Raw genomic sequence first — 20,920 nt, forward strand, 5'->3', positions numbered from 1 at the left:
AATGCTTCTCATCCGCTGCCCCTATTGCGAGGAAGAGCGCCCGGAACTCGAGTTTCGCAACGCCGGCGAGGCGCATATCGCGCGCTCGGCCAACATTGCTGGCGAGAGCGACGACGATTTCGAAAAGTTCTTCTTCATCCGCTCCAATCCCAAGGGCATCATCTATGAGCGCTGGCGGCATATCCACGGCTGCGCGCGCTTCTTCAACGCGGTGCGCGACACGGTCACCGACAAGTTCGTCATGACCTACAAGGCGGGCGAGCCGAAACCTTCCAAGCTCCCGGGAGCTGCAAAATGAGCGGCGCGTTCCGTATTCCCGCCGCCGGCCGCCTGAAGCAGGCCAAGACCGCCCGCTTCAGCTTCGATGGCCAGTCCTACGCCGGCATCGAAGGCGATACGCTGGCTTCCGCGCTGCTTGCCAATGGCGTGCATCTGGTCGGCCGCTCCTTCAAGTACCACCGCCCGCGCGGCATCCTGTCGGCCGGCGCGGAGGAGCCGAACGCGCTGGTGCAGATCGTGCGCGACGAGGCACGCAAGACGCCGAACGTGCGCGCCACCGTGCAGGAGCTCTACGACGGGCTCAGCGCCAATTCGCAGAACCGCTGGCCGTCGCTGGCCTTCGACGTCGGCGCGGTCAACGACCTGGCCTCGCCGATGTTTTCGGCCGGCTTCTACTACAAGACCTTCATGTGGCCGAAAGCGGCCTGGAAAAGCCTCTACGAGCCCAAGATCCGCGAGGCGGCCGGGCTCGGCGTTTCGCCCGACCGGCCCGATCCCGACCATTATTCCTCGCGCTACGCCCATTGCGACGTGCTGGTGCTGGGCGGCGGTGCTGCCGGCATCGCAGCGGCCCTGGCGGCGGCCGAGACCGGCGTGCGGGTCATTCTGGCCGACGAGCAGGCGGCGTTCGGCGGCAGCCTGCGCTTCGAGAGCGGCGCCAGGATCGACGGCCAGGACGGTTTCGCCTGGGCGCAAGCAGCGGTGGCAAAGCTCGCCGCCATGGACAATGTCCGCGTTTTGCCGCGCACGACGGCCTTCGGCTATTATGCGCAGAATTTCGTCGGCCTGGTCGAGAGGGTGAGCGATCACCTGAAAACTCCGGGCCATGACCTGCCGCGCGAGCGGCTGTGGCAGGTGAGGGCCAAGCGCGTGGTGCTCGCCTCCGGCGCCATCGAACGCCATATGGTGTTCGCCAACAACGATCGGCCTGGCGTCATGCTGGCGGGTGCGGCGCGCACTTTCCTCAACCACTACGGTGTCGCGGTCGGCAGGAATGTCGGTGTCTACACCGCCAACGATTCCGCTTACGCGGCCGCGATCGACCTGAAGAAGGCCGGCGTCAATGTCGCCGCGATCGTGGACCTGCGCGACAACCCGACCGGTCCGGTGATCGACGAGGCGAGGGCGCTCGGCATCGAGATCAATTTCGGCCGCGCTGTGATCCGCGCCGGCGGCAAATTGCGCGTGTCGTCGATGACCGTGCAGCCGAAGAATGGCGGCGGCGAGCGCACCATTCCGGTCGACGCGATCCTGATGTCGGCCGGCTGGACGCCGTCGGTGCACCTGTTCTCGCAGTCGCGCGGCAAGGTCGCCTTCAACGACGAGACCAGGCGCTTCGTGCCGGGCACCTATGCGCAGGACTGCGTCTCGGTCGGCGCCTGCAACGGAACCGACGGCCTGTCGGCGACAGTGGACGAGGCCTACGCGGCAGGTGCCAAGGCGGCGAAGGATTCCGGGGCGAAGGCGGCGAAGGGCGCCAAGCCCAAGGTCGACGCCTCGGAAAGCTGGTCGCGCGGCATGCTGGGCGCGGCGCCAGGCGCCGGTCCGGACACGACCGTTAAAGCGTTCGTCGATTTCCAGAACGACGTCACCGCCAAGGATATCCGCCAGGCGGTGCATGAAGGCATGCGTTCGATCGAGCACGTCAAGCGCTTCACCACCAACGGCATGGCGACCGACCAGGGCAAGACCTCGAACATGCATGGCCTGGCGATCGCCGCCGAGACGCTGGGCAAGCCGATCCCCGAGGTCGGCCTCACCACCTTCCGTGCGCCCTATACGCCCGTCACCTTCGGCTCGATCGTCAGCCATGCGCGCGGGCCGCTGTTCGACCCGACACGCAGGACCGCGATCCATCCCTGGGCTGAGGCCCAAGGCGCCGTTTTCGAGGATGTCGGCCAGTGGAAGCGCGCCTGGTACTTCCCCAAGGGCGGCGAGGACATGCATGCGGCGGTCGACCGCGAATGCGTCGACGTGCGCACCAAGGCCGGCCTGTTCGATGCTTCGACGCTGGGCAAGATCGAGGTGGTCGGGCCTGATGCGGCAAAGTTCATGGAACTGCTCTACACCAATCCGTGGGAGAAGCTGGAGCCTGGCCGCTGCCGCTACGGCATCATGCTGCGCGAGGATGGCTTCATCTATGATGACGGCGTCGTCGGACGCCTGGCGCCGGACCGGTTCCATGTGACGACGACGACCGGCGGTGCGCCGCGCGTCATGAACCACATGGAGGATTATCTCCAGACCGAGTTCCCGCATCTCAATGTCTGGCTGACCTCGATCACCGAGCAGTGGGCGGTCATTGCCGTTCAAGGGCCGAAGTCGCGCGACATCATCGCGCCGCTGGTCGACGGCATCGACATGTCGGATGAGGCGCTGCCGCATATGTCCGTGCGCGAAGGCAAGATCTGCGGCGTGCCGACAAGGCTGTTCCGCATGTCGTTCACCGGCGAGCGCGGCTTCGAGGTCAACGTGCCGGCCGATTACGGCCAGGCGGTCTGGGAAGCGCTGTGGGCCGAGGGCCAGAAGCATGGCGCCACCGCCTATGGCACCGAGGCGATGCACGTGCTGCGCGCCGAAAAGGGTTACATCATCGTCGGCCAGGACACGGACGGCACGGTGACGCCTGATGATGCCGGTCTCGACTGGGCGGTCGGCAAGAAGAAGACCGATTTCGTCGGCATCCGCGGCTTGAAGCGGCCGGACCTGGTTGCCAAGGGCCGCAAGCAACTCGTCGGCCTCAAGACCAAGGATCCGAAGGTTGTGCTGGAGGAAGGCGCGCAGATCGTCGAGGATCCCAAACAGGCGATCCCGATGAAGATGATCGGCCATGTCACGTCGAGCTACTGGTCGCAGAATTGCGGCCGTTCCATCGCGCTGGCGCTGATCGCCGGCGGTCGCGACAGGATGGGCGACACGCTCTATGTGCCGATGCCTGATGGGGTGATCGAAGTGGAGGTTACCGGGATGGTGTTCTTCGACGAAACGGGAGGGCGCCTCAATGGCTAAGGCCGCTGCAAAGACCACGGCTTCGCCTTCGGCGGAACGCCGCCCGGCACTGGCGGGGCGCTCGACGTCCGCGACCGGCGTCAAGGTCGACGTGCTTGCGCCGGCGGAGCGCATGTCGTTGCGCGCGCCGGAAGCTTCGCTCGCGGCCCTGTCGAAGGCGCTCGGCGTAACCTTGCCGAAGCAGCCGAAGACATCGGCGACAAAGGGCGGCCGCACCGTGCTGTGGCTCGGCCCGGACGAATGGCTTGTCATCGACGAGGCCGGCAACGATCCGCTCGCCGACTGCGCCAAGGTCACGGCCCTGCATTCGGCGGTCGGCATCTCGCACCGCAACATCGGCATTTCGGTCGCCGGTCCGGCGGCCGAAGCCACGATCAATTCGGGCTGCCCGCAGGATCTGTCGCTCGACGCCTTTCCGGTGGGTGCCGCCTCGCGCACCATTCTGGGCAAGGTCGAGATCGTGCTGTTGCGCACGGGAGAAGAGGCGTTCCGGGTCGAGTGCTGGCGTTCCTTCTCGGACTATGTCTTTACTTTCCTGTCCGAGGGCGCCCGCGACGCCGCTGGCTGATCCCGGAACGTTTGCCGCGCGCATCCGTTGTGCGGCGACAGGTCGAGGGAGAATGCCGATGCCGTCGAAGTCCGCGCCGAAGCCGCCCACAAAGAGGACAGCGAAAACCGCGGCGGTCCGATCGCTCGAGCATGAGCGGCATCACGAGGCCGATGCCGAGGAGGAACTCGAAGAGGGCCTCGAGGATACCTTTCCCGCCAGCGATCCGGTGTCCATCACCGGTTCGGCCATTCCCGGCGCGCCGGCCAAGCCCGGCAAGGCCAAGACCGTGCCCGGGCGGAAGACCCGCAAGCCCTGATCCGCTGAAATTTTGATCGGAAGGCATCTTCCCAAGGTCTCGCCTGTTGGGGTATTCAAAGCGCTTTGGAGAGGAAAAATGACTGTCAAAGCCGTCGTCTGGGGCGAGAACGTCCATGAGCAGACCAATGCCGCCGTACGCGATCTCTATCCCCTGACCATGCATGGCACGATTGCCGCGGCGCTGAACCAGGACAAGGGCATCGAGGCGACCACCGCCACCTTGCAGGAGCCCGAACATGGCCTGAGCGAAAGCCGCCTGGCCGCCACCGATGTCCTGCTATGGTGGGGCCATGCCGCACATGGCGAGGTCAAGGACGAGATCGTCGAGCGCGTGCAGAAGCGGGTCTGGGAGGGCATGGGTCTCATCGTCCTCCATTCCGGCCATTATTCGAAAATCTTCAAACGGCTGATGGGCACGCCCTGTTCGCTGAAATGGCGCGAGGCCGGCGAGCGCGAGCGGGTCTGGGCGATCAACCGCAGCCATCCGATCGCGCAAGGCATCGGCGAATGCCTCGAGATCGGTGAGACGGAAATGTATGGCGAACCCTTCGCGGTGCCGGAGCCGCTGGAGACGGTGTTCATCTCCTGGTACGAGGGCGGCGAGGTATTCCGTTCGGGGCTGACCTACCAGCGCGGCGCCGGCCGCATCTTCTATTTCTCGCCGGGCCACGAGACCTATCCGATCTACCACAATGAGGGCGTGCAGCAGGTGCTGCGCAACGCGGTGCACTGGGCGCACAACCCGGCGCCGGCGTGGTCCGGCATCACCAACGCGCCGAACGTGCCGACCGACAAGGCGAAGGAAAAGATCGTGCAGAAGGGCCTGCGCCTGCATGCCGATGGCGACAAGGGCTTGAGCTGAGAGGGGCTCGAATTGAGCCGAGCCTGGTTTGAGAAGGATTTGGGTTGATGGCGCACCGTCTGCTTCTGCTCGGCACCGGCGGCATTGCCGGGCACCATGTCGAGGAATTCGCCGCGATTTCGAATTGCGGCATCGTGGCCTGCGTCGATCAGGTTCCGGGCCGGGCGGCAACGTTCGCCGCCGAAAACAGGATCGGCGCTTCCTTCGAGAGCCTCGAGGCGGCGCTTGGCTGGGGCCAGTTCGACGCCGCCATCAACGCGACGCCGGACGGGGTGCACAAGGCAACGACGCTGGCCCTGATCGCGGCCAAGAAGCATGTTTTCTGCGAAAAGCCGCTGGCGCCGAACCACGCCGACGCACTTGCCATGACCGAGGCCGCGGAAGCTGCCGGCGTCGTCAACATGGTCAACCTGACCTACCGCAACTCGCCCGCCATCCAGGAAGCGCGGCGCATGGTGCAGGCCGGCGAGATCGGCGACTTGCGCCATGTCGAGGCGAGCTACCGGCAGAGCTGGCTGGTCAGCAAGTCCTGGGGCGACTGGCGGGTCGAGGACAAATGGCTGTGGCGGCTGTCGAGCCGGCACGGTTCGACGGGAGTGTTGGGCGATGTCGGCATCCACATCCTCGATTTCGCCACCTATGGCGCCGCGCAGGATATCGTCAGCCTGCATGCCGACCTGGTGACGTTTCCGAAGGCCGAGGGCGAGCGGATCGGCGACTATGTGCTTGATGCCAACGACAGCGTGGCGATGACGGCTCGGCTGAAGTCAGGCGCATTGGCGACGATCATGGCCAGCCGCTTCACGACAGGCCATGCCAATGATCTGTCGCTGGCGCTGCACGGCACCAGGGGCGCCATCAAAGTAGAGACCGACGGCAAGGCGTCGCATCTGTCCGCTTGTCTTGGCGAGGATGTCGACCAGCAGCGCTGGCACACGATCACGCCGCCGGATGTCAAGCGCAATGCCCGGCGTTTTGCCGATGCGCTGGATGCGGGGCGGAACGGCGATCCGTCCTTCCGCCGCGCCGCCGACATGCAGAAGCTGATCGACGCTGCCTTCGAAAGCTCGGCGGCAAGGCTGCCGGTTTCGATCGGCTAGAATCCGTCACCTGGCCGGCCAAGCAGGTTCGCCATTTCATGGAAACGGCGGACCTCTCTATTTGAAATTGCTCCGGTGCCGGCCGGAAAAGTGCTGCCGTCTTAGAACGTGCTCGGCACGATCCACGGGTTGATGCTGATGCCCAGGCGCGGGCCCTTGCCCTCAGCCGTGTTTTCCGTGGCGCCCTTCTTCTCGACCGAACCGGTCGAGGTGCAATCGAGCTTCACATTGCTTTTGGTGTCGACGCAAGCCGCGGCAGCCGGATGCTTGACCGGCTGGGTGGTGCTGGCGGCAAAAGCCGAGCCGGAAAGGGCCACAACGGCGGCGAGGGCGAGGAGGGTCTTTTTCATGGTCAGTCTCCAGTTCGATCGTTGAATTTATTTCGTACATGTACGATGTGACGTACACATACGGCTGGAGATGGCGATTTTCAAGATAAAAATCGTACATGTACGATGATTTTTTTGAACGCTGAAAATTGCGGCGTGCCGGCATCGTCGCGCGGGCAATCCGACAGGGTCGTCAGCTGGAATTGTAGATATCGTTCAGCAGTTGACCGGTTTATCGGTCAGCGGAGGCACGTCCTTGGTGCTCAGCGTGGCAAGCGTGAAATCGCACATCCGCTTCACGAAGGCCTGCGGGTCACCGAAAGGGTAGAATGGAAAGGTGATCAGCAGCGAGATCGTGCCGTGGCCGACCGCCCATAGCATCGTGGCGATGGCCCGCGGATCGCCATGCAGCTTGCCGGCGGCGACACAGGCCTCGACCCGTTTGATGAGCACTTTCATCGCCGGGTTGCCTTCCTCCATGTCTTCATAGCTCCTGCCTTCCGGCAGTCTGGTCTTTTCGGTCATGAAGACGGTGCGGTATTCATTGGGATTGCCGAGGCCAAAGGCGGCGTATTCGGTCATCACCGCCTGCAAGGCTTCGATCGGATCGTCGGAGGGATGCTCCTCAATGCGCCGGGCCAGCGTCTCGAAGGCGTCCTCGGCAAGAGCGAACAGGATGTCCTGCTTGTCGGCGAAGTAGGAATAGACCGACATCGGCGCATAGCCGACCCGCTTGGCGAGCTTGCGGATGGTCAGGCCCTCATAGCCCTCTTCCTGGACGAGCCTGTGTGCGGCCTCGACAAGCTCGGTGCGCAGTTCGGCCTTCTGTTTCTCGCGGCGTTTCTGGACGCTCAGCGGCAATTCGGGTGCCTCTGTTTCTCGTGGTGCCTGACTAAATTATATACGCTGTACGGAAACGAACAAGGGCGCCTTCAGGTTCCCGAACGGCAGGCATCAGATGGCGCCGATGCCGCCGTCGATGGCCAGCGCGTGGCCGGTCATGAAGGAATTGGCCGGGTCGGCGGCGAACAGGATGGCTGTGGTGATTTCATCGACCTCCGCCACCCGCTTCATCGGCACGCCGCGCGTCAGTTCGGCCAGGGCTTCCGCTTCCGGCGCGCCGGAAATGCGCACGAAACTGTCCACCATCGCCGTCCTGGTGTGGGCGGGGCAGATGGCGTTGATGCGCAGGCCCCTGCCTGCATATTCGATCGCGGCCGAACGGGTCAGGCCGATGACGCCATGCTTGGCGGCGGCATAAACCGAGAGCTTCGGCGCGCCGGACAGGCCCGCGGCCGAGGCGATGTTGACGATCGAGCCACCCTTGCCCGTCGCCTTGAACTGGCGCTCCATCTGCGGGATCTGGTGCTTCATGGCATGGAAGACGCCGAGCAGGTCGATCTCCAGCACCCGGCGCGCCTCGTCGGAAGGAACCTGCGGAAGTCGCACGAAACTCTGGACGATGCCGGCATTGTTGACGGCAACATCCAGCCGGCCGAATTTCTCGACCGCCAGCCCGACGAGGTTCTCTGACAGGCTTTCGTCGGCTATGTCGCCGGCAAGGATCGCGGACTCGACCGCGAGCGTGCCGGCAAGATCGGCGAGCGCCCTCTCATCGATGTCGGATAGAACCAGCCGCGCGCCCTCCGCGGCAAAACCTCTCGCCGCGCCTTTGCCCAGACCGCCCGTGGCGCCCGTGATCAGCACTGTCATCCCGTCGAAGCGGCCCATCGCGTCCCCGTCATGTCTGCTTGTCGATCAGCCCGGCCGCGAGATGCGAGAGCAGTTTCACCGCCTCGCCATAGGTTTTCGCCTTGTCGGGGTTGGAGGCATTGCCGTCCAGCGCCCGCTTGTAGACACCCTGGCAGATCGCGGCCAGCCGGAAAAAGGAGAAGGCAAGGAAGAAGGTCCAGTTGCCGATGCCCGTGAGCCCGCGCCGCCGGCAATAGGCGGCGACATAGTCCTCTTCGGCAGGCAGGCCGAGTGAACGGCGGTCGATGCCGCCCAGGCCGCGAAAGCCGGATGCATGCGGCAGGCGCCATTGCATGCATTGATAGGCGATATCAGCGAAAGGGTGGCCAATGGTCGACAATTCCCAGTCGAGCACCGCCAGCACCTCTGCCCGGTCCGGCGCGAAGATCAGATTGTCCAGCCGGTAGTCGCCATGCACCAGCGAAACGAGCCCGTCATCGGCCGGCAAATGTGTCTCGAGCCAGGCGATCAGCCTGTCCATGTCGGCAATGGCGCCGGTTTCCGAGGCGCGGTACTGGCTGGTCCAGCGGGTCAGCTGCCGCTCGAAATAATTGCCGGGACGGCCGAAATCACCGAGCCCGACGGCTTCGACATCGACGCCGTGCAAGGCCGCGAGCGTGCCGTTCATGGCGTCGTAGATCGCCGCGCGTTCGTCATTGCCGCGCGCCTCGGGCAGCGCTGGATCCCAGAAGATACGGCCCTCGACGAATTCCATGACGTAGAACATGCGGCCGATCGGCGAGGTCTCTGCCGACAGGTGCAGCATCCGCGGCACCGGCACGGCGGTGCCGGCGAGCGCCGTCATGACAGTGAATTCGCGATCGACCTGATGTGCCGACTTCAGCAATTGTCCCGGCGGCTTGGCGCGCAGCACGTAGCGGCCGCTCGCCGCCGTGATGAGATAGGTCGGGTTAGACTGGCCGGACTTGAATTTCTCGACGGCCTGAAGCCCGGAAAAGCCGGGGATATGCGCCTCGAGGTAGGGCGCGAGCGCCGCCTGATCGAGCGCGTTCGGGTCGCTCATGCGGTCTCTGGCTGGCGTTCGATCAGGGTCAGCGTCAGCCAGCGCGCGGTAAGCGCCGGTTTTTTCGACCCCTCGATCTCGATCGTCACGTCATGCGCCGTCTGCACCCAGCCGGACGGCCTGACCTTGACATCGGCCAGCACGAAATGGGTGCGGATGCGCGAACCGGTCTTCACCGGCGCCAGGAAGCGCAGCGAATCGAAGCCATGATTGACGCCCATCTTGCTGTTTTCCAGCGGCGGCATGGTCTCGAACGTCATTGCCGACAGCAGCGACAGCGACAGGAAGCCATGCGCGATCGTGCCGCCGAACGGCGTCTCGCGCTTGGCCCGTTCCGGATCGCAGTGGATGAACTGGTGATCGTCGGTGGCGTCGGCGAACTGGTCGATCATGCGTTGCGTCACCACGCGCCAGGGCGAGACGCCGACCTCCTTGCCGACGCTGGCCAGAAGCACATCGAGACTGATCGGTTCCACGCTCATGTCCTCCAGTTCACCGCCGGCTTCTGTGGCCGGCAAATGTCATTCCTTGAAGAGAGTCAGTCCATGCTGCACCGACTGTCCCCCATCGATCGGCAGGATGGCGCCGGTGACATAACTGCCTGCACGGCTGCACAAATAGAGCGTTGCGCCGGCAATGTCATCCGGTGCGCCGATGCGGCCGATCGGAACATGCCCGCCGACATGCCGGGCCTGTTCTTCGGTGCCGGTGGCAAAGGCGGTCATGCGGCTCTGGAAGGGCCCGGGGGCAAAGGCGTTGACGGTGATGCGCCGGGCGGCGAATTCCAGCGCCAGAGTACGCGTCAGATGATGCACGGCAGCCTTGGACGCGGTGTAGGAATAGGCGTCGTCGGCCAGCGGCTGCGTGCCCATCACCGAGCCGAGATTGATCACCCGGGCCGGATCGGCGTCGCTCGCGGCGGCCTCCAGCAGCGGCAGCAGCTCGCGCGTCAGGTGGAAGACGGCGGTGACATTGACACCGAGCACCTTGGCCCAGGCGTAATAGGGGAAGCTCTCGATCGGTGCGCCCCAGGACACGCCGGCATTGTTGACCAGTATGTCCAGTTTGCCGGTGCGCGCCTTGACCTCGCCGACCAGCGCCGCAATTCCAGCCTCGCTGGAGACATCGCCGGCAAATCCCTCGGCCCGGCCGGAAGCATCGAGCCCGTTCAGCTCTGCCGCGACCTTCACGCAGTCCTCGCCTTTGCGCGAAGCGATCATCACGCTGGCGCCGGCCCTGACCAGCGCGGTAGCCGCCATGCGGCCGATGCCCGTCGCGGCACCCGTCACCAGGGCGGTCTTGCCGGTTACCGAAAACAGCTCGTCCAGATAACTCATGGCAATCCCCCGCGGCTTCGCCCGTGTCTGGGCAAAGAGTCCGCGTTGACAAGGCTAGCCGAAGTACGGTCATCCTTGCCACAGGCAAAATGCCTGGCATGCATGAAGGGTTAGCGAGCGATGACGCAGATGGATCTCGGCATGACCGAGCGGCTGAAGCCGATCCACGCACGCGTGGCGGCCATGGTGCGCGACGAGATCATGCCGCTCGACAGGGAGTTCCTGGGCGAAGTGGGCAAGGCCGGCGACCGCTGGGTCTATACGGCACGCCAGAGCGAGATCCTCGAAGGGCTGAAGAAGACCGCCAGGGAGCGCGGGCTTTGGAATTTCTGGCTGACCGGTTCCGAACGCGGCTACGGCCTGTCCACCGTCGAATATGCCTATCTGGCGGAAGAGATGGGCAAGGCGCATCTCGGCGCCGAGACCTTCAACTGTTCGGCGCCCGACACCGGCAATATGGAAGTTCTGGAGCGCTACGGCTCGGCCGACCACAAGCGGGACTGGCTCGCGCCGCTGCTCGAGGGAAAAATCCGGTCGGCCTATCTGATGACCGAGCCGGATGTCGCTTCCTCCGACGCCACCAACATCGCGATGCGCTGCGAGCGCCGGGGCGGCGACTATGTGCTCAACGGCGAGAAATGGTGGGCGTCGGGCGCCGGCGATCCGCGCTGCGCCATCTATATCGTCATGGTCAGGACCGGCGGCGACGAGGAACCGCAGCATCGCCGCCACTCGATGATCCTGGTACCGTCGGACACCAAGGGCGTGACCAAGATCCGGGCCATGCAGGTCTATGGCGACGATGACGCGCCGCACGGCCACATGCATCTTCGCTTCGACAATGTGGTGATACCGGCTTCCAACCTGATCCTGGGCGAGGGCAGGGGGTTCGAGATCGCGCAGGGCCGGCTTGGGCCGGGCCGCATCCACCATTGCATGCGCGCGATCGGCCAGGCGGAGATGGCGCTGGAGATGCTGTGCCAGCGTTCGGTCCGGCGCGAGGCCTTCGGCCAGCCGCTGGCGAAGCTCGGCGCCAATTTCGACATCATCGCCGAGTGCCGTATGGAGATCGAGATGGCCCGGTTGCTCTGCCTCAAGGCGGCTTGGATGATCGACCAGGGCGACGCGCGCGCGGCCGCGCCCTGGATCAGCCAGATCAAGGTGATCGCACCACGCGTCGCCCTGAGGGTCACGGACGAGGCGGTGCAGATGTTCGGCGCGCAAGGCATCAGCCAGGACACGCCGCTTGCCCGCTCCTGGACACATCTGAGAACATTGCGCCTCGCGGACGGGCCGGATGCCGTGCACCGCAGGCAGGTGGCGCGCACGGAACTGAGGAAGTACACGCAGGAAAGGGTCTGAGCGGCAACTCCATCAGCCGCACGGTCTTTGCGCCCGACAAACAAGGAGTGTCACCAATGACCATCCCCGCCGAAATGAAAGCGCTTCTCCTGGTCGGCGACGGCTACACCAGGACGCCGAGCGGCAGCGTGCTGGAGGCGACGGAACCTTATCTGGAGCCTGGCTCGACTGCCGTGCCGTCGCCCGGACCAACGCAAGTGCTGATCAAGGTCAGCCTGGCCTCGATCAATCCGTCCGATGTGGCCTTCATCAAGGGCCAGTACGGCCAGCCGCGGGTCAAGGGCCGGCCGGCCGGCTTCGAGGGTGTCGGCACGGTCGTCGCCGGCGGCGACGAGCCCTATTCCAAGAGCCTGGTGGGCAAGCGGATCGCCTTCGCCACCGGGCTCAGCAACTGGGGCTCGTGGGCGCAATACGCCATTGCCGAGGCGGCGGCCTGCATTCCGCTCCTGGACACCGTGCGCGACGAGGATGGCGCGGCGATGATCGTCAATCCGCTGACCGCGATCGCCATGTTCGACATCGTCAAACAGGACGGCGAAAAGGCCTTCGTCATGACCGCCGGCGCCAGCCAGCTCTGCAAGCTGATCATCGGTCTCGCCAGGGGGGAAGGATACAGGCCGATCGTGACCGTGCGCCGCGACGAGCAGATCCCGCTCCTGAAGGAGATCGGCGCCGCCCACGTGCTCAACGAGAAGGCGGCGGATTTCGAGGCCACGTTGCGCGAGGTGATAAAGGCCGAGCAACCGCGCATCTTCCTCGACGCGGTCACCGGGCCGCTAGCGTCAGCCATCTTCAACGCCATGCCGAAGCGTGCGCGCTGGATCATCTACGGCCGGCTCGATCCGGATGCCACCGTCATCCGCGAACCGGGCCAGCTGATCTTCCAGCACAAGCACATCGAAGGCTTCTGGCTGAGCGAGTGGATGCGGCAGTTCAAAGACCGGCGCGGTCCGGCGATCCTGGAGGCGCAGAAGCGTTTTTCCGACGGGCGCTGGTCGACCGACGTGACAGCCGTCGTGCCGCTGGCGGAAGCCATGGCGCGGTTGCCGGGGGAACTCGCCAAGCCCAACGGCAAGGTCTTCATCCGGCCCTGATGCCCTTCCCGGTATGCGAGAGCCGGGGCTCTCGCAGGCGTTTCCAGGCTGTTGCCTCGCGAGGGCGGGACTTGCGGGGCGGAACGCGAAGTTGATGGCGGTGACGCTCAGCCCCTATGCCATTTCGCTTCGTCCGTGATATGCCGCCATCGAAATGCCGGGCAGTGCGGGCAAAGGCCCGGTGTAGAGTGGTATGGGGTGCCTTTGATGACGATGTCCAAGCCGGTTTTCGACCGTTTGGGACTTGGCCTGTGGATCGGGGCGTTCCTGGTCGTTCTCGTGTTGGTCCTGCTGTCGCCCGACACGCGCTCGGTCCTGCCGGCCTATAGATATGGCAGCCAGCAATTCCTGGCCGGCGGGCCGCTCTACAATGTCCAGTCCGAGATGGGATATCTCTACGCGCCGGCCTTTGCCGCGCTCTACATCCCGCTGTTCAAGCTCGGCCCGCACCTGGGCGGCCTCATATGGCACATTGTCGGCTTTTCGGTGCTGACCTTCGCGGCGATGCGGCAGGCTCGCAAGCTCGGCGGCTCGGAGTTGCCGTGGCTGCTTTCCTTCGGGTTGTTCCTTGCGTTGCCGATGGCGCTGGGCGCGATCCGCAACGGCCAGGCGACGATCCTTTTGACCGGCGCCTGCTGGCTGCTCACGCTCACGGCGCTTGAAGGGCGGCGCGCCGAAGCCTTCTTCTGGGCGTCGGTCGCCATCATCGCCAAGCCGACCGCCATCATCATGTTACTTTTGGTCGGAGCCTTGCGCCCGCGGCTGATTCCGTTGCTGGTGCTGGCGGTGCTGTTCGTGCTCGTTCTGCCCTACGCTTTCGCCCCCGCAGCCTATCTCAACGAGCAGTATCGCGTGTTCGCCGGGATGCTGACCTCGATGGCGGTCGACAACGCCAGCCATTTCGTGCCCACCGACTTCACCGCGCCCTTCACGAGGATCGGCCTGCCCATCCCGGATTTCGGCGCCACGATCATACGCATGGTCATGGCGCTGTTCACGCTTTCGGCCGTGCTGTGGTTCGACCGCAAGCTCGAACGGGGAATGGCTGGTCTCGCCATCTTCCTGACGGCCGCGTTCTACATGTGTGTCTTCAACCCGCGCGTCGAACCCAACACCTATGCCATGATCGCGGTGCCCGCCGGCCTCGCAATCGCCTTGTTGTGGCGCGAGGAGCGCGGCGGCATGCCAGCCTCGGTGCTGTCGGCGGTCCTGTTTCTGACGGGGCTGACCAGCGTCGAACGCCACATGCATGAATTCTTCTATCCCTGGTTCCGGCCGATCGCGGTCACCGCCATTGCCGGTTTCCTGATCTGGTGGTTCTGGGCCAAGGCACGGAGCAAGGTGATGAATGAGGGGCCTGTGGCAAATGGCTGAATCGCGGCCTGTTCTCGATGTCGTCGCGCCGTTCCTGAACGAGGCTCAATCGGCATCGGCTTTCGCCGGCTTGCTGGATAAGCTCGAGGCCGCCGTGTCTCAACGTTTCGGCATGAGCATGCACAAGATCCTGGTCGATGACGGCAGCAGCGATGACAGCGTCGCGCGGTTTTCGCAGGCGCTGTCGGGTTCGTGGGAGATCGTGCGGCTCAGCCGGAACTTTGGCAAGGAGGTGGCGGTGCTCGCCGGCCTCGACCAGTCGCGTGGCGACATGGTGCTGATCATGGATTCGGACTTGCAACATTCCATGGACATCAGCCTGAAGATGATCACCGAACTGGTCGACGACCCGGAGATCGACGTCGTCTATGCGCAGAATGACCGGCGCGAGGCGAGCTGGCGGCGCAGCCAGCTGGCGCGGCTTTTCTACAGCCTGATCAATTCGAGCCAGCGTTTCGACATCCCCGAGAATGCCGGGGATTTCCGCGTCATGCGCGGCTCCGTGGCGCGCGCGATCGCCACCTTGCGCGACAAGCGGCGCTTCAACAAGGGCCTGTTCGCCTGGGCAGGATTCCGCCAGAAGGCGATACCCTATTCGCCGGAAAACCGCGCCAGCGGCACCTCGAAATGGAGCCGGCTCAACCTGATCGCGTTCTCGCTGGAAGGGTTCACGTCGTTTTCCGTCATTCCATTGCGCCTGATCAGCCTCAGCGGATTGCTGGCGGCGCTTGCGGGCGCCGTCTATGGCGCCAAGGTGTTCTTCGAGGTGATCTTCTACGGCATCGCCGTTCCGGGTTATCCCAGCCTGCTGGTCGCCGTCGTGCTGCTCGGCGGCCTCAACCTGACCCTGCTCGGGCTGATCGGCGAATATGTCTGGGTGACGCTCTCGGAAAGCAAGGACCGGCCGGTCTATATCGTGCGCGATGTGGTGCGCGGCGAGGCCCCCGCGAAGCTGCCGGGCGCGCCCGGGATATGACGCGGCGTATCCGCCTTATCGCCGATGACTACGGGCTGGCGCCTGGTGTCTCGGCGGCGATCCTTGATCTTCTGGAGCGCGGGCGCCTGACCGGCACCAGCTGCATGACCGGCTTCGGGGAATGGGAGGAGGCGGCAAACCGGATAAGGCCGCTGTGTGGCCGGGCGGCGGTGGGGCTGCACCTGACCCTGACCGACCAGCCGGCTGTGACGGGCCGGTCGAGCCTGGCGCCGGAAGGCCGGCTGCCGCCGCTCGGTTCGCTCGCCTTGCCCTTCGTGCGCGGGCGGGTCGACGAGCGGGACGTCCATGCCGAACTCGACGCTCAGCACAGTCGCTTCGTCGAAGCGCTCGGCCGTCAGCCCGACTTCATCGACGGGCACCAGCATGTGCATTTCCTGCCCGTGGTCCGTAAATGGCTTCGGACGCGTTTTTCCGAAAGCGCCGGGAGGCCGCCATTGCGCGGCTCCCCGGCCTTGGGCGACGCCGCCGTCGCGCCGAAGATCGCGGCAATCGCCGCCGTGGCCGCCGGCTTCAACCGGTCGATGGCGCGTGCCGGCTTCACGGTCATGGAGCCGCTCACCGGCATCTACGACTGGAAGCAGCCCGACCGGTTTGCGCCGCTGCTGCAGGCCGCTGTCGACACATTGCCGGAAAGAGGCCTGTTCATGTGTCATCCCGGCCATGTCGATGAAACGCTGCGCGCACGCGATCCGATGCAGAGCGTGCGCGAGGTGGAATTCTCTGTCCTGGCCTCGGATGCGTTTGGCGCGAGCCTGGCCCGGGCCGGGGTCGAGATCAGGGATGGCAGGGGATGAGCGGCGCCGACCAGCCCGGGCGTTCGACCGGCAGCAAGATCGTGCGCTTCGCCATCGTCGGGCTCGTGAACACGGCGATCGACCTTGCCGGTTTCTTCCTGCTGCTCAAGCTTCACGTCCCGCCATTGCCCGCCAATATCGTCTCCTGGTCGATCGCCGTCGTTTTTTCGTTTGTGGCGAACGGGTTCTGGTCGTTCGAGCGCAACCATGCCATCCGGCTGCGGGACGCGTTCCTGCGCTTCGTGTCGCTCGGAGCGCTGATTTCGCTCGGCGTCTCCAGCCTGTCGATCGCTGTCTTCGCCGGCATCGCCGGGGTGTGGCCGGCAAAGGTCGGCGGCGTCATCGTCGCGGCGGTGCTGAATTTCCTCGCCGCGCGCTGGTCGATCGAAGGCCGGCTCTCCAGATAGAGACAGGCTACTGCGCGGGTTCCACGTTGACGTAGGCGGCTTCCTCCAGCTCGCGCTTCAGGCGCGCCTCCTCATGGGCCTTCGGCGTGACGAAACGGCCAAGCAGGAGATAGGCGACCGGGGTCAGGAACAGCGTCGAGACCGTGGCCAGCCCCAGCCCGCCGACGATGACCCAGCCCAGCGCCACGCGCGCCTCGGCGCCAGCACCCGCGGCCAGCACCAGCGGCACGCCACCGAGCACGGTGCAGATCATCGTCATCATCACCGGCCGCAGGCGGATGATCGAGGCCTGCTCGATCGCCTCGCGCACGCCAAGCCCGCGATCGCGAAGCTGGTTGGCGAACTCGACGATCAGGATGCCGTTCTTGGCCATGACGCCGACCAGAAGCACCAGGCCGATCTGGCTGTAGGCGTTGAGGCTGGTGCCCGACAGCAGCAGCGCGAAGATCGCGCAGGCAAGGCCGAGCGGCACCGTTGCCATGATGATGACCGCGCTGACGAAGCTTTCGAACTGCGCGGCCAGCACCAGCAGGATGATGACCAGCGCGAAGCCGAAAATGGTGATCATGGCGCTGTTGGTTTCGCCCAGTGTGGCGGCCTCGGCCAATGGCAGGATGCGGCTGCCCGCCGGCAGCAGCGGCGTGGCGATTTGCTCGGCGCGGCTCAACGCGTCGCCGAGCGCGAAATCGCCGGCAAGGTTGGTGGTGATGGCCACCGACGGCTGCTGTTGCTCACGCGTGAGCGAAGGCGGCACGGCGCGCTCTGTCAAGGTGGCGATGGTCGACATCGGCACGAAGCGGCCATCGGCCGTTTTCAGGAAGATATTCTCCAGATCGGTCGGATCGTTGATCGGGTTGGTGGTCGAAACCAGCTTCACGCCGTAGCTGCGGTCGGCGATGTAGACGTCGACGACGTCGTTGCCGTCGAGCATCGCCTGCAAGGTGTTGGCGAGGCCTGTTATGTCGATGCCGAGGTCGGAGGCGCGCTCGCGGTCGATGGCGACGGCCAGCTGCGGCTGCGTCGGGTCGATCGACAGGCGCGGCGTCTGGAAGCGCGGGTCCTTCTGCATCTCGGCGATGATCCTGACCGCGGCATCGCCAAGCGCCTTGCGGTTATTGCCGACCAGCGCGAATTGCAGGCCGTTGCCGGCGCCGCGGATGCCGAGGCTGTTGGGCTGCACCGGGAAGATGCGCACGCTTGGCACCTGCTTGGTCAACTGGATGATCTCGGCCATGATCTCCTGCTGGCTGCGGCTGCGCTCGTTCCACGGCGCCAGCGTCATCACCATGAAGCCGGAATTGTAGGAGCCGTTCTGGCCGGCATTCTCGAAGGTGGCGCGGATCTCGCCGGACTCGCGCAGCGGCTGGATCAGGCGCTCGATCTTCTGCATCTGCTCGGTCGTATAGTCGAGGCTGACGCCCTGCGGGGCGCTGATGCGCAGCAGCACGGCGGCGCGGTCCTCGGTCGGCGTCAGTTCCTGGCGGATGGTGCCGAACAGGGTGAAGGCGATGCCGGCAAAAAGCACCGCGACCAGAACCACGATCCATGGCGCGGCGAGGCATGCGTGCAGGGCGCGCTTGTAGCCTGCGTTGAGCACGCCGCCAATGCGCGCGCCGATGCCGTGGCCCCCTTCGTGATGGAGCGACGCGCTGGTCAGCATGCGCGAGGCCAGCATCGGGCAAAGCGTCAGCGCGACCACGCAGGACAGAAGCACCGATATGGCGAGCACGAAGCCGAATTCACGGAACAGGCCGCCGGTCTGGCCGGGCAGGAACGAGATCGGAACGAAAACGGCGACCAGCGTCAGCGTCGTGGCGACGACGGCGAAGAACACTTCCTGTGCGCCAAGCACGGCGGCCGCGCGCGGCCCCATGCCCTCGTTGCGCCGCCGCACGATGTTTTCCAGAACGACGATGGCGTCGTCAACGACCAGGCCGGTCGCCAGCACCAGGGCAAGCAGCGTCAGGATGTTGATGGAAAAGCCGGCGAGATAGATGGCAGCGATGGTGCCGATCATGGCGACCGGCATCGACAGGCCCGGGATCAGCGTGGCGCGCCAGTCGAGAAGGAAGGCATAGATGACGATCAGCACGATGGAGACGGAAAGCGCCAGCGCGATCTCGACCTCGTGCACCGCGCCATTGACGAAGACGGCGTCGTCGCTGGTGATCTTGATCGACATGCCCGCAGGCAGGTTCTGCTGCAGCTTGGCGACGGCGGCCTGAACGCCGGTCGAAATATCCAGGGTGTTCGATTCCGCCTGGCGGATGATGCCGATGCCGATGCCGGTCTTGCCGTCGGAACGCAGCGCCGTCTGGCCGACATCGGGGCCGAGCGTCACGGTGGCGACGTCGCGGATGCGCGTCGTGCCACCGATGATCAGGCTTTCGAATTCGGCCGGCGTGGTGACGTCGGCCGTGGTGCGCACGATCAGGTCCTGATTGGTCGTGGTGATCGAACCTGCCGGGGAATCGAAGGCGACGGACGCAAGCGCGGCCCTGAGATCGGCGACCGTGAAGCCGAGGCTGGCGAGCTTGTTCTGGTCGACATCGATGCGGAAGATCTTGTCGCGGTCGCCATAGACCTGGACGTCGGCGACGCCGGGCACGGCGGCCAGTTCGTCCTCGATCTGGTCCTGGACGACGACGGTCATGTCCTGGATCGACATGCTGTCGGAGGTCACCGCCAGCCGCATGACCGCGTCGGAATTGGCGTCGGCCTTGACGATGCGCGGGGGATCGGCGGTGGTCGGCATCTGGTTGGCGACGCGGCCGACGGCATCGCGCACATCGGAAGCGGCGACATTGAGATCGACGCCGTCGTTGAATTCGATGGTGACGCGACTCGAGCCGAAAGAAGAGGAAGACGAGATCGACTTGACGCCCGAGACGCGGGCGACGGCGCCTTCGATGGTATCGGTCAGTTCGCGATCGACCGTTTCGGCCGCCGCGCCCACGAAGGTGGTGGAGACGGTGACGACGGCGCGGTCGACGTCGGGCAGTTCGCGGACCTCGACGCCATAGAAGGCCGCAAGGCCGGCAACGGCTATCAGGACGTTCAACACAAGCGCCATGACAGGCCTGCGGATGAACAGGGCGGTGAAGCCGGTATCGCTGGCGGCGTTTACAGTGCTGGTCATGAGCCTTCGGCGGTTTTGGCGGCGCGCTGGTCCTGCCCGGCGATGCGGACTTCACCGCCCTCGCTCACGCTTTGCGTGCCTTCGGTGACCACCATGTCGCCGCTTTCGAGTTCGGCATCGATCAGCACGGTCTCGGTGTTGCGCTGGATGATGCGCACCGGCACGCGCCGGGCCTTGCTATTCTCGATCTGCCAGACATAAGCGCCGTCCGTCCCCCACAGGATCGCCAGCGGGCTGACGGCGGGATAGGTATCGCCGGGGAATTTCATGGTGATGCCGAACGACATGCCGGCGCGCAGCGAATCGGCGGGATTGGCGATCTTGGCCTTGACCAGAAGCGTGCGGCTTTTCTCGTCGATGTGGTTGTCGATGGCCGAAATGGTGCCGGTATAGGCATTGCTCGGATTGGCGATCGGCGTCGCGGTCAATTGCGCGCCGACCCTGACGGCGGCGGCAAAGCGCTCGGGCACCTGGAAATCGACCAGGATCGAGGTGCGGTCGTCGAGCGTGGCGATCGTGGACTGATTGGTCACATAGTTGCCGGCCGAGATCGGCAGGATGCCGACCGTGCCCGATATCGGCGCCAGGATCGAACGGCGCTGCAAGGCAAGTTCGGCATCCCTCAGCGCCAGTTGCGCGCCCGCCAGCACCACTTCCGCATCGGCTACCGCGACCGGCGTCGCGGCATTGGACGCGCGCAGCGACTTGACCCGGTCGAGCTTGGACTGCGCATCCTGCAAGGCGAGCTTGGCCCGGTCCTGCGCGATGATCTCGGTTTCGGAATCGAGCGTCGCGATGATCTGTCCCTCGTCGACATGGCTGCCGGATTCGACCAGCAGTTCGGCAAGACGGCCGGAGCTGTAGGGATTGACGGTCACCGAAGCGTTGGCGCGGCCGGTGCCGATCGCCTGCAGGCGGTCGTTGATGGTGGCGGTGCCGGCCGGTGTGGCGACGATGGTCGCAACCTGGCTTGAGCGGTCGCGGCCGGCCTGCGCGGCGCCGGCCGCCTTGTCTCCAGTCGCTGGCGGCGTCGCGGCGACGGCCCAGTCGAGACCCCAGCGTGCGAGCACTTCGGGCGCTCCGGGATAGAAGCGCGCCCAGGCGAACGCGGCTGCCGCCACGATGACAAGCGCAAAAACGATTTGTTTCCAGGTCCGCATCGACACTCCGGCTATTGCATCGTCAGCCCATTC

20 protein-coding genes are annotated in these 20,920 nt (G+C 65.2%); 12 read left to right on the forward strand and 8 right to left on the reverse strand.

The features are described from left to right. Position 1 precedes the first annotated feature (1 nt). From FFS37_RS20950 to FFS37_RS20975, 6 genes are all read left to right on the forward strand, one after another. Positions 2-298 carry a sarcosine oxidase subunit delta gene (locus FFS37_RS20950; protein WP_137932874.1) on the forward strand — a complete coding sequence of 99 codons (297 nt, stop codon included), beginning with the start codon at positions 2-4 and terminating at the stop codon, positions 296-298. Next, entirely contained in the window at positions 295-3,288 is a 2,994-nt protein-coding gene (locus FFS37_RS20955) for a sarcosine oxidase subunit alpha (protein WP_137932875.1), read from the forward strand. Before FFS37_RS20950 ends, FFS37_RS20955 begins: the two co-directional genes overlap by 4 nt. Next, positions 3,281-3,856, forward strand: a complete 576-nt coding sequence (locus FFS37_RS20960) for a sarcosine oxidase subunit gamma (protein ID WP_137932876.1) — start codon at positions 3,281-3,283, stop codon at positions 3,854-3,856. Before FFS37_RS20955 ends, FFS37_RS20960 begins: the two co-directional genes overlap by 8 nt. A 58-nt stretch (positions 3,857-3,914) precedes the next feature. Further along, positions 3,915-4,154 (forward strand): hypothetical protein, encoded by a 240-nt coding sequence (locus FFS37_RS20965; protein WP_137932877.1) that lies wholly within the window; start codon positions 3,915-3,917, stop codon positions 4,152-4,154. Between the two features lie 78 nt (positions 4,155-4,232). Next, positions 4,233-5,018, forward strand: a complete 786-nt coding sequence (locus FFS37_RS20970; protein WP_137932878.1) for a ThuA domain-containing protein — start codon at positions 4,233-4,235, stop codon at positions 5,016-5,018. A gap of 47 nt (positions 5,019-5,065) precedes the next feature. Next, positions 5,066-6,118, forward strand: a complete 1,053-nt coding sequence (locus tag FFS37_RS20975) for a Gfo/Idh/MocA family protein (RefSeq protein WP_137932879.1) — start codon at positions 5,066-5,068, stop codon at positions 6,116-6,118. A 101-nt stretch (positions 6,119-6,219) separates the two neighbouring features. Here FFS37_RS20975 and FFS37_RS20980 read toward each other — a convergent pair whose 3' ends face one another. From FFS37_RS20980 to FFS37_RS21005, 6 genes are all read right to left on the reverse strand, one after another. Beyond that, positions 6,220-6,468: a DUF680 domain-containing protein gene (locus FFS37_RS20980; protein ID WP_137932880.1), complete on the reverse strand. Its 249-nt coding sequence runs from the start codon at positions 6,466-6,468 to the stop codon at positions 6,220-6,222. A 195-nt stretch (positions 6,469-6,663) separates the two neighbouring features. Continuing rightward, positions 6,664-7,308, reverse strand: a complete 645-nt coding sequence (locus FFS37_RS20985) for a TetR/AcrR family transcriptional regulator (RefSeq protein ID WP_137932881.1) — start codon at positions 7,306-7,308, stop codon at positions 6,664-6,666. A gap of 93 nt (positions 7,309-7,401) precedes the next feature. Further along, positions 7,402-8,178 (reverse strand): SDR family NAD(P)-dependent oxidoreductase, encoded by a 777-nt coding sequence (locus FFS37_RS20990; RefSeq protein WP_137932882.1) that lies wholly within the window; start codon positions 8,176-8,178, stop codon positions 7,402-7,404. 10 nt (positions 8,179-8,188) lie between these two features. Continuing rightward, the gene (locus FFS37_RS20995; RefSeq protein WP_137932883.1) at positions 8,189-9,223 is read right to left on the reverse strand and encodes a phosphotransferase family protein; all 1,035 of its coding nucleotides are present in this window, start codon (positions 9,221-9,223) and stop codon (positions 8,189-8,191) included. After that, positions 9,220-9,705 carry a MaoC family dehydratase gene (locus tag FFS37_RS21000; protein WP_269750916.1) on the reverse strand — a complete coding sequence of 162 codons (486 nt, stop codon included), beginning with the start codon at positions 9,703-9,705 and terminating at the stop codon, positions 9,220-9,222. The genes FFS37_RS20995 and FFS37_RS21000 overlap by 4 nt, the downstream gene beginning before the upstream one ends. 39 nt (positions 9,706-9,744) lie before the next feature. Further along, positions 9,745-10,560 carry an SDR family oxidoreductase gene (locus FFS37_RS21005; RefSeq protein ID WP_137932884.1) on the reverse strand — a complete coding sequence of 272 codons (816 nt, stop codon included), beginning with the start codon at positions 10,558-10,560 and terminating at the stop codon, positions 9,745-9,747. A 120-nt stretch (positions 10,561-10,680) separates the two neighbouring features. On the opposite strand from FFS37_RS21005, the gene FFS37_RS21010 reads away from it, so the two are divergent. From FFS37_RS21010 to FFS37_RS21035, 6 genes are all read left to right on the forward strand, one after another. Then, the gene (locus FFS37_RS21010) at positions 10,681-11,922 is read left to right on the forward strand and encodes an acyl-CoA dehydrogenase family protein (RefSeq protein WP_137932885.1); all 1,242 of its coding nucleotides are present in this window, start codon (positions 10,681-10,683) and stop codon (positions 11,920-11,922) included. 56 nt (positions 11,923-11,978) lie between these two features. Beyond that, entirely contained in the window at positions 11,979-13,016 is a 1,038-nt protein-coding gene (locus FFS37_RS21015; protein ID WP_137932886.1) for a zinc-binding dehydrogenase, read from the forward strand. Between the two features lie 207 nt (positions 13,017-13,223). Then, complete coding sequence (locus FFS37_RS21020; protein WP_137932887.1) at positions 13,224-14,390, forward strand: glycosyltransferase family 87 protein; 1,167 nt, start codon at positions 13,224-13,226, stop codon at positions 14,388-14,390. After that, a complete protein-coding gene (locus FFS37_RS21025) occupies positions 14,383-15,366 on the forward strand; it encodes a glycosyltransferase family 2 protein (protein WP_137932888.1) in 984 nt (327 codons plus the stop codon). Before FFS37_RS21020 ends, FFS37_RS21025 begins: the two co-directional genes overlap by 8 nt. Continuing rightward, a complete protein-coding gene (locus tag FFS37_RS21030) occupies positions 15,363-16,181 on the forward strand; it encodes a ChbG/HpnK family deacetylase (RefSeq protein ID WP_137932889.1) in 819 nt (272 codons plus the stop codon). The genes FFS37_RS21025 and FFS37_RS21030 overlap by 4 nt, the downstream gene beginning before the upstream one ends. After that, positions 16,178-16,588 (forward strand): GtrA family protein, encoded by a 411-nt coding sequence (locus FFS37_RS21035; RefSeq protein ID WP_137932890.1) that lies wholly within the window; start codon positions 16,178-16,180, stop codon positions 16,586-16,588. The genes FFS37_RS21030 and FFS37_RS21035 overlap by 4 nt, the downstream gene beginning before the upstream one ends. Positions 16,589-16,595: 7 nt before the next feature. Here FFS37_RS21035 and FFS37_RS21040 read toward each other — a convergent pair whose 3' ends face one another. Then, positions 16,596-19,727 carry an efflux RND transporter permease subunit gene (locus FFS37_RS21040; RefSeq protein ID WP_137932891.1) on the reverse strand — a complete coding sequence of 1,044 codons (3,132 nt, stop codon included), beginning with the start codon at positions 19,725-19,727 and terminating at the stop codon, positions 16,596-16,598. Continuing rightward, positions 19,724-20,887, reverse strand: coding sequence for an efflux RND transporter periplasmic adaptor subunit (locus FFS37_RS21045; protein WP_137932892.1), 1,164 nt, complete (start codon positions 20,885-20,887; stop codon positions 19,724-19,726). The genes FFS37_RS21040 and FFS37_RS21045 overlap by 4 nt, the downstream gene beginning before the upstream one ends. Positions 20,888-20,920 lie beyond the last annotated feature (33 nt).

It is taken from the genome of Mesorhizobium comanense (genome assembly GCF_005503535.1).
Taxonomy (GTDB): domain Bacteria; phylum Pseudomonadota; class Alphaproteobacteria; order Rhizobiales; family Rhizobiaceae; genus Mesorhizobium; species Mesorhizobium comanense.

Excerpts from the sequence above, each read along its gene's own strand:
- FFS37_RS20955 (WP_137932875.1), top strand. The coding sequence starts at position 295 with ATGAGCGGCGCGTTCCGTATTCCCGCCGCCGGCCGCCTGAAGCAGGCC.
- FFS37_RS21015 (WP_137932886.1), top strand. The coding sequence starts at position 11,979 with ATGACCATCCCCGCCGAAATGAAAGCGCTTCTCCTGGTCGGCGACGGC.
- FFS37_RS21045 (WP_137932892.1), bottom strand. The coding sequence starts at position 20,887 with ATGCGGACCTGGAAACAAATCGTTTTTGCGCTTGTCATCGTGGCGGCA.
- FFS37_RS20995 (WP_137932883.1), bottom strand. The coding sequence starts at position 9,223 with ATGAGCGACCCGAACGCGCTCGATCAGGCGGCGCTCGCGCCCTACCTC.
- FFS37_RS20960 (WP_137932876.1), top strand. The coding sequence starts at position 3,281 with ATGGCTAAGGCCGCTGCAAAGACCACGGCTTCGCCTTCGGCGGAACGC.
- FFS37_RS21040 (WP_137932891.1), bottom strand. The coding sequence starts at position 19,727 with ATGACCAGCACTGTAAACGCCGCCAGCGATACCGGCTTCACCGCCCTG.
- FFS37_RS20980 (WP_137932880.1), bottom strand. The coding sequence starts at position 6,468 with ATGAAAAAGACCCTCCTCGCCCTCGCCGCCGTTGTGGCCCTTTCCGGC.
- FFS37_RS21000 (WP_269750916.1), bottom strand. The coding sequence starts at position 9,705 with ATGAGCGTGGAACCGATCAGTCTCGATGTGCTTCTGGCCAGCGTCGGC.
- FFS37_RS21030 (WP_137932889.1), top strand. The coding sequence starts at position 15,363 with ATGACGCGGCGTATCCGCCTTATCGCCGATGACTACGGGCTGGCGCCT.
- FFS37_RS21035 (WP_137932890.1), top strand. The coding sequence starts at position 16,178 with ATGAGCGGCGCCGACCAGCCCGGGCGTTCGACCGGCAGCAAGATCGTG.
- FFS37_RS21010 (WP_137932885.1), top strand. The coding sequence starts at position 10,681 with ATGACGCAGATGGATCTCGGCATGACCGAGCGGCTGAAGCCGATCCAC.
- FFS37_RS20970 (WP_137932878.1), top strand. The coding sequence starts at position 4,233 with ATGACTGTCAAAGCCGTCGTCTGGGGCGAGAACGTCCATGAGCAGACC.
- FFS37_RS20990 (WP_137932882.1), bottom strand. The coding sequence starts at position 8,178 with ATGGGCCGCTTCGACGGGATGACAGTGCTGATCACGGGCGCCACGGGC.
- FFS37_RS21005 (WP_137932884.1), bottom strand. The coding sequence starts at position 10,560 with ATGAGTTATCTGGACGAGCTGTTTTCGGTAACCGGCAAGACCGCCCTG.
- FFS37_RS20950 (WP_137932874.1), top strand. The coding sequence starts at position 2 with ATGCTTCTCATCCGCTGCCCCTATTGCGAGGAAGAGCGCCCGGAACTC.
- FFS37_RS21020 (WP_137932887.1), top strand. The coding sequence starts at position 13,224 with ATGACGATGTCCAAGCCGGTTTTCGACCGTTTGGGACTTGGCCTGTGG.
- FFS37_RS21025 (WP_137932888.1), top strand. The coding sequence starts at position 14,383 with ATGGCTGAATCGCGGCCTGTTCTCGATGTCGTCGCGCCGTTCCTGAAC.
- FFS37_RS20975 (WP_137932879.1), top strand. The coding sequence starts at position 5,066 with ATGGCGCACCGTCTGCTTCTGCTCGGCACCGGCGGCATTGCCGGGCAC.
- FFS37_RS20965 (WP_137932877.1), top strand. The coding sequence starts at position 3,915 with ATGCCGTCGAAGTCCGCGCCGAAGCCGCCCACAAAGAGGACAGCGAAA.